General features: G+C 60.9%; 13 protein-coding genes. All 13 read left to right on the forward strand.

Annotated elements, in window-relative coordinates:
* Genes ACDO57_RS19865 through ACDO57_RS19925 form a run of 13 tightly spaced genes read left to right on the forward strand, consistent with a single transcriptional unit; the run spans position 1 to position 11,713 of the window.
* On the forward strand, positions 1-252 hold the full coding sequence (locus ACDO57_RS19865) for an acyl carrier protein (RefSeq protein WP_370884482.1): 252 nt from the start codon (positions 1-3) through the stop codon (positions 250-252).
* Positions 253-258: 6 nt separating this feature from the next.
* Positions 259-846, forward strand: a complete 588-nt coding sequence (locus ACDO57_RS19870) for a hypothetical protein (RefSeq protein WP_370884483.1) — start codon at positions 259-261, stop codon at positions 844-846.
* Positions 839-2,200, forward strand: coding sequence for an AMP-binding protein (locus tag ACDO57_RS19875; protein WP_248166229.1), 1,362 nt, complete (start codon positions 839-841; stop codon positions 2,198-2,200). Before ACDO57_RS19870 ends, ACDO57_RS19875 begins: the two co-directional genes overlap by 8 nt.
* Positions 2,187-2,540 carry a hydroxymyristoyl-ACP dehydratase gene (locus tag ACDO57_RS19880; RefSeq protein WP_024908872.1) on the forward strand — a complete coding sequence of 118 codons (354 nt, stop codon included), beginning with the start codon at positions 2,187-2,189 and terminating at the stop codon, positions 2,538-2,540. Before ACDO57_RS19875 ends, ACDO57_RS19880 begins: the two co-directional genes overlap by 14 nt.
* Positions 2,531-4,222, forward strand: coding sequence for a glycosyltransferase (locus tag ACDO57_RS19885; RefSeq protein ID WP_148769381.1), 1,692 nt, complete (start codon positions 2,531-2,533; stop codon positions 4,220-4,222). The genes ACDO57_RS19880 and ACDO57_RS19885 overlap by 10 nt, the downstream gene beginning before the upstream one ends.
* Positions 4,223-4,225: 3 nt before the next feature.
* A complete protein-coding gene (locus ACDO57_RS19890; RefSeq protein WP_061716356.1) occupies positions 4,226-4,648 on the forward strand; it encodes a thioesterase family protein in 423 nt (140 codons plus the stop codon).
* The gene (locus ACDO57_RS19895; protein ID WP_024908869.1) at positions 4,645-5,250 is read left to right on the forward strand and encodes an outer membrane lipoprotein carrier protein LolA; all 606 of its coding nucleotides are present in this window, start codon (positions 4,645-4,647) and stop codon (positions 5,248-5,250) included. The genes ACDO57_RS19890 and ACDO57_RS19895 overlap by 4 nt, the downstream gene beginning before the upstream one ends.
* The gene (locus tag ACDO57_RS19900; protein WP_032648281.1) at positions 5,219-7,543 is read left to right on the forward strand and encodes an MMPL family transporter; all 2,325 of its coding nucleotides are present in this window, start codon (positions 5,219-5,221) and stop codon (positions 7,541-7,543) included. Before ACDO57_RS19895 ends, ACDO57_RS19900 begins: the two co-directional genes overlap by 32 nt.
* Positions 7,540-8,118: a DUF3261 domain-containing protein gene (locus ACDO57_RS19905; RefSeq protein WP_370884484.1), complete on the forward strand. Its 579-nt coding sequence runs from the start codon at positions 7,540-7,542 to the stop codon at positions 8,116-8,118. The genes ACDO57_RS19900 and ACDO57_RS19905 overlap by 4 nt, the downstream gene beginning before the upstream one ends.
* Before the next feature lies 1 nt (position 8,119).
* The gene (locus ACDO57_RS19910) at positions 8,120-9,289 is read left to right on the forward strand and encodes a beta-ketoacyl-[acyl-carrier-protein] synthase family protein (protein ID WP_370884485.1); all 1,170 of its coding nucleotides are present in this window, start codon (positions 8,120-8,122) and stop codon (positions 9,287-9,289) included.
* On the forward strand, positions 9,286-9,759 hold the full coding sequence (locus ACDO57_RS19915; RefSeq protein ID WP_032648277.1) for a 3-hydroxy-fatty acyl-ACP dehydratase: 474 nt from the start codon (positions 9,286-9,288) through the stop codon (positions 9,757-9,759). Before ACDO57_RS19910 ends, ACDO57_RS19915 begins: the two co-directional genes overlap by 4 nt.
* Positions 9,756-10,487, forward strand: coding sequence for a 3-ketoacyl-ACP reductase FabG2 (locus ACDO57_RS19920; protein WP_090420556.1), 732 nt, complete (start codon positions 9,756-9,758; stop codon positions 10,485-10,487). Before ACDO57_RS19915 ends, ACDO57_RS19920 begins: the two co-directional genes overlap by 4 nt.
* The gene (locus ACDO57_RS19925) at positions 10,484-11,713 is read left to right on the forward strand and encodes a beta-ketoacyl-ACP synthase (protein ID WP_248166220.1); all 1,230 of its coding nucleotides are present in this window, start codon (positions 10,484-10,486) and stop codon (positions 11,711-11,713) included. The genes ACDO57_RS19920 and ACDO57_RS19925 overlap by 4 nt, the downstream gene beginning before the upstream one ends.
* Positions 11,714-11,715 lie beyond the last annotated feature (2 nt).

Below are 11,715 nucleotides of genomic sequence, written 5' to 3' on the forward strand. Positions count from 1 at the left end.
ATGACCGAACAAGAAACCATTTATCAGGAAGTCTGTGGCCTTTTGACCAAGCTCTTTGAAATCGACCCGCAGGATATTACGCCCGAAGCCCGTCTTTACGAAGGCCTGGAGCTGGACAGCATTGATGCGGTGGACATGATTGTTCATCTGCAGAAAAAAACGGGCAAGAAAATCAAGCCGGAAACCTTCAAATCGGTTCGTACCGTTCAGGATGTGGTAGACGCCGTCGAACAGCTTCTGCGCGAAGAGTAAGACATTGTGCGTGGTGGACGGACGTTCCCGGTCATCCCACTGCTGACGGGGCTGATGCTGCTGGCGTGGCCCTTCCTCATTGGATTTGGGCTGACGCACAACAGCCTGCAATGGCTGTTACCGGTGATGGCACTGGTATTGCTGCTGCGGCTGCGTCAGGCGCAGCGAAACACCGGCCCGATGCGGTACGTGGTGCAGTGTGTTGCGCTGGCGGGCATCGTGCTCTGCGCGGCCAGCTATCTGCTGAAAACCCATCAGTGGCTGCTGCTCTACCCGGTGGTCGTCAATCTGGTGATGCTGGCCGTGTTCGGGGGTTCGCTGTGGACCGCGATGCCACTTGTCGAGCGACTGGCGCGCTTGCGCGAGCCAGATTTGCCCCCGGAGGGCGTGCGCTATACCCGCAAGGTGACTCTCGTCTGGTGCGGCTTTTTCATCGGTAACGGCGCGATGGCGCTGTTCTCCGTCCTCCACGGCGACATGCATCTGTGGACGCTGTGGAACGGTATGGTGGCTTACATCCTGATGGGGACGCTGATGGCGACAGAGTGGCTGGTGCGCCAGCGGGTGATAAAAAAAGAGATGCACAATGACTAACCCCCTTCCACTGGGCCAGTGGTTAAACGCGCCGCGCCCTGACGATACGCCCGTTGCGTGGCTTGACGATCGTACCTGGACGCTGGGCCAGCTGCGCCACGACGTGACCTTACTGGTCGACACCCTGCGTCAGCATGAAGGCGAGCGCTGGGCGCTGTGCTTTGAAAATAGCTACCTGTTTATTGTTGCGCTGCTGGCCTCGCTGCATGCCGGTAAAACACCGGTCATTCCCGGCCATAGCCGCGTCTCACAGCTTGAAGAACAGCAGGCGTTGTTTAGCGGCGTTCTGAGCGATCGGACTCTCGCTTTCCATGGGAAGCTGATTGTGGTGGCCTCCCACCATCAGACAGTTAACCACTGGGCGCCCCTGCCGGAGATTGACGAAAGCCGCTTCGTAGAGCTGTTCACCTCCGGCTCCACGGGTACCCCGCGCCGGGTGATTAAGCACATCGTCAGTCTGGATCGCGAGGCCCGTCTGCTGGCTGACCGCTTCGGCGAGCGTCTGGCCGGATGCAGCGTTGTCGCCTCGGTCGTACCGCAACACCTGTACGGCCTGACATTCCGCATCGTATTGCCGATGGCGCTGGGTCTGCCGCTGCATGCCGCGATGCTCTATTACGCAGAACAGCTGGCCGCCCTTCCTCATGACAGACTTTACCTGTTCATCAGCAGCCCGGCGTTCCTGAAGCGCCTGGATACCGAGCTGGCCGCGCCGCCCGTCAGGATGCTGATTTCCGCAGGCGGAATGCTGCCCTGGTGTGACGTCGCCACCACCGCTGGCTGGCTTAACATCTGCCCGGATGAAATTTATGGCAGTACCGAAACCGGGATCCTTGCCTGGCGCCATCGCCAGCAGGATAACGTCCCGTGGCTGGCGTTCCCCGGCGTGATCTTCCATCAGGAAGATGAAGCCTGTCGCGTCACGTCGCCACTGATCCATGAGGCTGAAGGACTCCAGCTGGACGATATCCTCCACTTCGACAGCGAGGGGCTGTTCAGCATCGCCGGTCGTCGCGGGCGGGTGGTCAAAATTGAAGAAAAGCGCATCTCGCTTAACGAGATCGAACGTCGCCTGCTGGAGCTCGACGGCATTTGCGAAGCGGCTGTACTGCCGGTCACGCGCGGAGGCCGTCAGGGGATTGGTGCACTGCTGGTCCTGGACGAAGCGGTTCGTCAGCGCGGGTATATGCAGGATAAAAAAGCGCAGGAGTTCGCCTGGCGTCGCGCCCTGCTGCCCTGGCTTGAGCCGGTCGCCGTTCCACGCTACTGGCGCATTGTCGATGAAATGCCGGTAAACAGTATGAACAAGCGTGTCTATGCGCAGTTAGAGGAGTTGTTTCATGAAAATTCATGAAATTGAGCGCCACCAGACACAGCCGGAGAAGCTGGAAATCACTTTGCATCTCGACGCGGCGCTGTTCTGGTTTCAGGGCCATTTTGCCGTACAACCGCTACTGCCCGGCGTTGCACAGCTTGACTGGGTGATGCACTACGCCACGACATTACTGGCACCGGGCTACCGCTTTCACAGCATTCAAAACGTGAAGTTCCAGGCTCCTCTGCTGCCGGAAACCACGGTCACGCTGGTGCTTGAGTGGCATGCCGAACGTCAGATGCTGACCTTCAGCTACCAGCGTCACGCCGGGGATGAGCGCCATACCGCCAGCAGCGGAAAGATTCGTCTATGTCAGTAATCTTTCGCCCCTGCGTGCTGATCCCGTGCTACAACCACGGCGCCATGATCGCCAGCGTGCTGTCGCGTCTCGCACCGTTCGGCCTGCCGTGCCTGGTGGTGGATGACGGCAGCGAAGCTGTCACCCGTCAGGAGCTCGAACGCCTGGCGGCGGCGGAGCCACAGATGACGCTGGTCCGTCTGGCGCAAAACGCCGGGAAAGGTGCCGCGGTCATCAGGGGGCTGGAGGAGTGCGCGCGCGCGGGCTATACCCACGCCGTGCAGGTGGACGCGGACGGCCAGCACGCCATCGAAGATATCCCCAAACTGCTGGCGCTGGCAGAGCGCCACCCGGACGCGCTGATTTCCGGCCAGCCCATTTACGATGATTCCATTCCACGCTCGCGACTCTACGGTCGCTGGGTAACCCACGTCTGGGTGTGGATTGAGACCTTATCCCTGCAGCTTAAAGATAGCATGTGCGGCTTTCGGGTCTACCCGGTCTCGCCCACGCTGCGGCTGGCAGCGCGTGAGCCGCTCGGTAAACGGATGGACTTTGACACCGAAGTGATGGTCCGTCTCTACTGGCAGGGCAACACCAGCGTCTTTCTGCCCACCCGCGTGACCTATCCGAAGGACGGGTTGTCCCACTTCGATGCGTTAAAAGATAACGTGCGGATCTCCCTGATGCATACCCGACTCTTCTTCGGCATGCTGCCCCGCATGCCCGGCCTGCTTTTCCGTCGACGCCGCCAGCACTGGGCGCAGCAGGACGAAGTCAAGGGTCTGCGGGGGATGCGCCTGATGCTGCGCGTCTGGCAACTGCTGGGGCGGCGGGCCTTTGCCGTGCTGCTGTGGCCGGTGATCGGCGTGTACTGGCTTATCGCGCGTCCGGCGCGGCAAGCCTCGCGGCAGTGGATTGCGAGAGTGAAGCAAGAACTGCGTCAGCGGAGCATGCCTGTTCCCTCACGGCTCAACAGTTTTTTCCATTTTATGCGCTTTGGCAACGCGATGCTGGATAAAGTCGCCAGCTGGCGCGGTGAGCTGAAGTTTGATCGCGACGTGGTCTTTGCTCCCGGCGCGAGCGAAGCGCTAGATATCGCGGCGCCGCAGGGCAAGCTCCTGCTCGCCTCGCACCTTGGCGACGTAGAAGCCTGCCGGGCGCTGGCTCAGCTGGAAGAGAGCAAAACCATCAACGCCCTGGTTTTCAGCGAGAACGCCCAGCGCTTTAAGCAAATCATGAGCGAAATGGCGCCCCAGGCCAGCGTAAATTTGATGTCGGTTACCGACATCGGCCCGGACACCGCGATTGCCATCAAAGAGAAGCTTGAGCGCGGAGAGTGGGTCGCGATTGTGGGCGATCGCATCGCGGTGAATCCGCAGCGTGGCGGTGACTGGCGCGTGATCTGGAGTCCGTTCATGGGCCAACCTGCGCCGTTCCCACAGGGGCCGTTTATTCTGGCCTCCATCCTGCGCTGCCCGGTGGTGCTGATTTTCGCTCTGCGCCAGCAGGGGAAGCTCACCCTGCACTGCGAACCGTTTGCCGACCCGCTGCACCTGCCGCGCGGTGAACGCCAGCAGGCGCTGCAGGATATCGTCGATCGCTACGCGCAGCGGCTGGAGCATTACGCCCTCATGTCGCCGCTCGACTGGTTTAATTTTTTCGATTTCTGGCATCTGCCAGAGTCCAGAGAGAAGGAGTAAAGGGTGCTGACCGATCCCCGCTTTACGACTGAAGTCGAGATCACCGTTCCGTTCCACGACGTCGATATGATGGGCGTGGTCTGGCACGGTAACTATTTCCGCTACTTTGAGATCGCCCGCGAGGCGCTGCTCAATCAGTTTAACTATGGCTATCGCCAGATGAAGGCCTCCGGCTACGTTTGGCCCGTCGTCGATACCCGGGTGAAATACCGCGATGCGGTGACCTTTGAGCAGCGAATTCGCGTCCGCGCACACATTGAAGAGTATGAAAACCGCCTGCGCATTGCCTATCAAATTTTCGATGCGCAGACCGGCAAACGCACCACCACCGGTTACACCATCCAGGTGGCAGTAGAAGAAGCCACCCGCGAAATGTGCTTTGTGAGCCCGGCAATACTGTTTGAACGAATGGGAGTGACGCCATGAAATGGTTGCCTTTGCTGGCGCTGATCGTCAGCCCGCTGGTCAGCGCCGTGACGCTGGATGAACTGCAGCAGCGCTTCACCGAGCAGCCTGTCGTGCGTGCGCACTTCGAACAGGTTCGCACGATAAAAGATATGCCGCAGCCGCTGCGCTCGCAGGGCGAGATGCTGATCGCCCGCGACAGTGGCCTGCTGTGGGATCAAAAAGCGCCGTTTCCGATGACGCTCCTGCTGGACGACAAGCGGATGGTTCAGGCGATCAACGGCCAGCCGCCGCAGACCATCACTGCCGACAATAATCCGCAGATGTTCCAGTTCAACCACCTTCTGCGGGCTCTGTTCCAGGCCGACCGCAAGGTGCTTGAAGAGAACTTCCGCATCGATTTTAAAGACCAGGGAGCAGGCCGCTGGTCGCTGGTGCTCACGCCAAAAACGACGCCGCTGGACAAGATTTTCGCCACCCTCGATCTGGGCGGCGCGACCTATCTGGAGACGATTCGCCTCAACGACAAACAGGGTGACCGTACCGATATCGCCCTTTCACGCCACCAACTGACGCCCGCCAGCCTGACCGATGACGAACGCCAACGCTTTGCCGCACCGTAAATCCCTGCGCCCGGCGCTGCTGTGGGCCACGCTATGCCTGATCCTGCTGGGCGTGCTGCTGTCGCGGCTGCCCGGCGCGCGGCTGAACAGCAGCGTGCTGGCCATGCTGCCGAAACAGACGCTGGGGGCGATCCCGCCGGCGCTTAACGACGGGTTTATGCAGCGTCTCGACCGCCAGCTGGTCTGGCTGGTTAGCCCCGGCAAAGAGCCGGATTCGCGCGTGGCGCAGCAGTGGCTGGCGATGCTGCAAAGCAGTGACGCGCTCAGCGAGGTCAAAGGCCCGATGGACGCCGCCGGGCAAAAAGCCTGGGGAGAGTTCTTCTGGCAGCACCGCAACGGCCTTATCGATCCCGCCACCCGCGCCCGCCTGCAAAACGGCGGAAACGCGCAGGCGCAGTGGATTTTATCTCAGCTCTATTCAGCCTTTTCCGGCGTCAGCGGCAAAGAGCTGCAAAACGATCCCCTGATGCTGATGCGCGGCTCGCAGCTCGCTCTGGCGCAAAACGGCCAGAAGCTGCGGCTGATGGACGGCTGGCTGGTCACAAAAGATGAGGCGGGAAACTACTGGTATCTGCTTCACGGTGAACTGGCGGGCTCGTCATTTGATATGCAGCAGACCCACCGGCTCGTGACGACGCTTAACGCGCTGCAGGAGACGCTCAAAGCCCGTTACCCGCAGGCACAGCTGCTTTCCCGCGGAACCGTGTTTTACAGCGATTACGCCAGCCAGCAGGCCAAACGCGACGTCTCAACGCTGGGCATCGCCACCCTGCTTGGCGTGTTCCTGCTCATCGTGGCGGTGTTCCGCTCTCTGCGTCCGCTGCTGCTGAGCGTGCTCTCGATTGCCATCGGCGCGCTGGCGGGCACGGTGGTAACGCTGCTGCTCTTTGGCGAGCTGCACCTGATGACGCTGGTGATGAGCATGAGCATCATCGGTATTTCAGCCGACTACACGCTCTACTACCTGACCGAACGGATGGTGCACGGCGCGGAGCATTCCCCCTGGCAAAGCCTGGGGAAAGTGCGCAATGCGCTGCTGCTGGCGCTGCTGACGACCGTCGCCGCCTACCTGATTATGATGCTGGCCCCCTTCCCCGGGATCCGCCAGATGGCGGTGTTCGCCGCCGTGGGATTGAGCGCCTCCTGCCTGACGGTGATTTTCTGGCATCCATGGCTGTGCCGGGGTTTACCGGTGCGCCCGGTTCCGCTGATGGTCCCGATGATGCGCTGGCTGGCCGCCTGGCGACGCAATAAAAAATTGTCCGTTGGTTTGCCCGTCGCGCTGGCGCTGCTCTCCGCCGTGGGGATGAGCACCCTGAGGGTGGACGACGATATCGCCCAACTACAGGCCCTGCCAAAAGATATTCTGGCGCAGGAGAAGGCCATTACCGCCCTGACCGGACAGAGCGTCGATCAGAAATGGTTTGTGGTCCATGGCGCCTCGCCTCAGCAAACGCTGGAGCGACTGGAAGCCTTTACCCCGGCGCTGGCCGAGGCGCAAAAAGCCGGAGAGATCGCCCGCTGGCGTACCCTGCCGCTGAACTCGCTGGCCCGCCAGAAAAGCGATCTTACGCTGCTGCGCGACGCTGCCCCTGCGGTAACGAACGTGCTGCAAAGCGCCGGGCTCAACGCCGTCTCCCCGAATCTCGACGCCATGCCGGTCAGCGTGGACGCGTGGCTTAAAAGCCCGGCCAGCGAAGGCTGGCGTCTGCTCTGGCTGACCCTGCCTGATGGAGAAAGCGGCGTGCTGGTGCCGGTGGACGGCGCGAAAAACAGCGCGCACCTCAGTGAACTGGCCGCGCGCCATGATGGCGTCGTCTGGGTCGATCGCAAAGCCAGCTTTGACAGCCTGTTTGCCCTCTATCGCACGCTGCTGACGGGGCTACTGTTTGCGGCGCTGGCAGTGATTGCCTGTGGGGCAATGCTGCGCCTCGGCTGGCGTAAAGGGCTGATAAGCCTGGTACCGTCCGTGCTGTCGCTGAGCTGCGGGCTGGCGGTCCTGGCCGCAACGGGCCATCCGGTGAATCTGTTTTCACTGCTGGCGCTGGTACTGGTGCTCGGCATTGGCATTAACTACACGCTGTTTTTCAGCAATCCGCGCGGTACGCCGCTGACCTCAATGCTGGCGATTACGCTGGCGATGATGACCACGCTGCTGACGCTGGGCATGCTCGTCTTCAGCGCCACCCAGGCCATCAGCAGCTTTGGTATCGTGCTGGTGAGCGGTATTTTTACCGCCTTCCTGCTGGCGCCGCTGGCGATGCCGGATAAGAAAGAGAGAAAACGTAAATGAACGCTTTTTACCGCGCCGCCGCGCTGGCCGCCGCGCTGCTGCTGGCAGGCTGCAGCCATTCGACCGATACCAAAGAGACGCGTCCCCAGGCCTGGCTCCAGCCGGGAACTAAAGTTACGCTCCCGCCACCCGGCATTAGCCCAGCAGTAAGCTCCCAACAGCTGCTGACCGGCAGCTTTAATGGACAATCGCAGTCTCTGCTGGTGATGCTCAACGCGGATGCGCATAAAGTGACGCTGGCCGGACTCTCTTCCGTGGGCATTCGTCTGTTCCTCGCGACGTACGATGAGACCGGTATTCATACCGAGCAGTCGATCGTCGTGCCGCAGCTGCCGCCCGCCAGCCAGGTGCTGGCCGACGTGATGCTCAGCCACTGGCCAATTAGCGCCTGGCAGCCACAGTTGCCGAAGGGCTGGACGTTAACGGACAATGGCGATCGACGCGAGCTGCGCAACGACAGCGGCAAGCTGGTGACGGAGATTGTCTATCTGCAGCGCAAAGGCAAGCGCGAGCCGATCAGCATCGAGCAACACGTATTCAAATACCACATCACCATTCAATATCTGGGTGACTGAGATGATTTATATTTCCGCTGTTGGCATGGTCAACGCGCTGGGCAACTCGCCTGATGAGATTGCTGCGAACCTGACGGCAGGCGTGGCGCCGGGGATGCATGCCCGGACCGGCTGGCTGCAGGACTCACCCGAAGCCGTACTGGGTGGCGTGGAAGGCGAGCTGCCGACCATCCCGGATACCTTGTCCGCACACCGCACCCGCAACAACCAGCTGCTGCTGGCCGCGCTGACGCAGATTCAGTCGACCGTCGACGAGGCCATCGCCCGCGTCGGTCGCGACCGTGTGGCCGTGGTGCTGGGAACCAGTACCTCCGGGCTGGATGAAGGCGATGAGCATGTGCGCCGCATGACCGACGGCGAGACCAGCACGCGCTGGCAGTATCCGCAGCAGGAGCTTGGCGATCCGTCCCGCTTCCTTGCCAACTGGCTTCAGCTCGAGGGCCCGGCCTATACGATCTCGACGGCCTGCTCTTCCAGCGCGCGGGCGATGATCGGCGGCAAACGCCTGATCGACGCCGGACTGGTGGATATCGCCATTGTCGGCGGGGCCGATACCCTGAGCCGAATGCCCGTCAACGGTTTTAACAGCCTTGAATCCTTCTCCCCTACGCTCTGCGAGCCGTTCGGTCGCGATCGCCGGGGGATCACCATCGGTGAAGCCGCCGCGCTGATGGTGCTGAGCCGTGAGCCCGCCGATGTGGCGCTGCTCGGGACGGGCGAATCCAGTGATGCTTACCATATTTCCGCTCCTCATCCGCAGGGCGAAGGAGCGATCAGAGCCATCACGCAGGCGCTTAACGAAGCGGGTATGCAGCCGGATGATATCGGCTACATCAACCTGCACGGCACGGCCACGCCGCTCAACGATCAGATTGAATCGCAGGTCGTTCACGATCTCTTCGGGGAAAGCGTGCCGTGCAGCTCAACCAAACATCTTACCGGCCATACGCTGGGCGCTGCCGGCATTACCGAAGCGGCCCTGAGCTGGCTGATCCTGACGCGCGATCTACCCTTGCCGCCGCAGGACTTCGTCCGCTACGCACCGGACGACACGCTGGCGCCGTGCGGCCTGCTGCACCAGAGTGCCGCTCTGAAAAAACCGGTCATTTTGTCTAATTCGTTCGCGTTTGGCGGCAATAACGCCAGCATTCTGCTGGGGAGAGCGTCATGAGCTACTTATCACCCGTCGACTATTTGCCGCACGATGCGCCAATGATGCTGCTCGAGTCCGTTGAGTGCGTTACGGATGACACGGCGGTATGCCGCGTTGTGGTCGACAGGCAAAGCGTACTGGCGCCGTTTCTGAATGCCGATGGCGATCTGCCGGGCTGGTACGCGCTCGAGCTGATGGCGCAGACCGTCGGCGTCTGGTCAGGCTGGCATCGCCAGCAGCAGGGGCAGGATCATATTGCGCTGGGCATGGTGCTCGGCGCGCGCGAGCTGGTCTGCGCCAGCGGGCGTTTTACGCAAGGTCTGACGCTGGAAATCACCGTAAAACTGCTGATGCAGGACGAACGCTTCGGCAGTTTTGAATGCGCGATTTCCGCTGATGAAGAGACGCTGGCCACGGGCCGGGTCAACACCTTTCAGCCGAGCGCAGAAGAATTAACCTCGCTTTTTAATCAGGGATCTAACGCATGAGTCGTTCCGTACTGGTCACAGGGGCCAGCAAAGGCATAGGGCGCGCCATCGCCCGCCAGCTCGCCGCCGACGGGTTTACCGTAGGCGTGCATTACCATCGTGATGCCGCAGGCGCGCAGGAGACGCTGGACGCCATCACGCAGGCGGGTGGCAACGGTCGTTTACTCGCCTTTGATGTGGGCAACCGCGAACAGTGCCGCGAGGTGCTGGAGCAGGACATTGAAGCCCATGGCGCATGGTATGGCGTGGTCAGCAACGCCGGTATCACCCGCGATGGCGCCTTTCCGGCATTGAGTGAAGACGACTGGGACAGCGTGATCCACACCAATCTCGACAGTTTTTATAACGTCATTCACCCCTGCATTATGCCGATGATTAGCACCCGTAAAGGGGGACGTATTATCACCTTATCGTCCGTATCCGGCGTGATGGGCAACCGCGGACAGGTGAACTACAGCGCGGCAAAAGCGGGCATTATCGGTGCCACCAAAGCGCTGGCGATTGAGCTGGCAAAACGCAAAATCACCGTGAACTGCATTGCCCCGGGGCTGATTGATACCGGCATGATTGAGATGGAAGAGGCCGCGCTGAAAGAAGCGATGTCCATCATTCCAATGAAACGCATGGGCCAGGCTGAGGAGGTCGCCGGGCTGGCAAGCTATCTGATGTCAGATATTGCGGGCTACGTCACCCGCCAGGTCATTTCCATTAACGGAGGAATGCTATGACGCGTCGCGTGGTGATTACGGGCATGGGCGGCGTGACCGCCTTTGGTGAAAACTGGCAATCCGTGTCCAGCAGACTGCTGGCGTATGAAAACGCGGTGCGTAAAATGCCGGAATGGCAGGTGTATGATGGCCTGCACACCCTGCTGGGCGCGCCGATCGATGATTTCACGCTGCCGGAACACTATACCCGCAAGCGTATTCGCGCCATGGGCCGGGTGTCGTTGATGTCGACCCGCGCCACCGAGCTGGCGCTGGAGCAGGCGGGGCTGATTGGCGAGGCGGTACTCACCAACGGGCAAACCGGTATCGCCTACGGTTCTTCTACAGGCAGTACCGGACCGGTCAGCGAATTCGCGACCATGCTCACCGAAAAGCACACCAATAACATCACCGGGACAACCTACGTGCAGATGATGCCGCACACGACCGCGGTGAATACCGGCCTGTTCTTTGGGCTACGCGGCCGCGTCATCCCGACGTCGAGCGCCTGTACGTCCGGCAGCCAGGCGATTGGCTACGCCTGGGAGGCGATTCGCCACGGCTACCAGACCGTTATGGTTGCGGGGGGCGCTGAGGAGCTGTGCCCGTCTGAAGCGGCGGTGTTTGACACGCTGTTTGCCACCAGCCAGCGTAACGACGAACCCAAAACCACCCCTTCACCATTCGATACGCAACGCGATGGTCTGGTGATTGGGGAAGGCGCAGGTACCCTGATACTCGAAGAGCTGGAGCATGCCAAAGCGCGCGGGGCCAGGATCTACGGCGAAATCGTGGGCTTTGCCACTAACTGTGACGCGGCCCATATCACCCAGCCTCAGCGTGAAACCATGCAGATTTGCATGGAGCAGTCGCTGGCCATGGCGGGATTAAACGCCCTGGATATGGGGTATATCTCCGCGCACGGTACCGCCACCGATCGCGGTGATATCGCCGAAAGTCAGGCCACTGCCGCTATCTATGGTGACAACGTGCCGGTTTCCTCGCTGAAGAGCTATTTTGGCCATACGTTAGGGGCCTGCGGCGCGCTGGAAGCGTGGATGAGCTTGCAGATGATGCGTGAAGGCTGGTTTGCCCCGACGCTCAATTTAACGCACCCGGATGAGCAATGCGGTGCTTTAGATTATATTATGGGGGAAGCCCGCCAGATCGATTGCGAATATCTGCAGAGTAATAACTTCGCGTTCGGCGGCATCAACACCTCGATTATCATTAAACGCTGGGCGTAACT

The sequence above is a fragment of the Enterobacter cloacae complex sp. 2015409 genome (genome assembly GCF_041365315.1).
GTDB classification, from domain to species: Bacteria; Pseudomonadota; Gammaproteobacteria; order Enterobacterales; family Enterobacteriaceae; genus Enterobacter; species Enterobacter pseudoroggenkampii.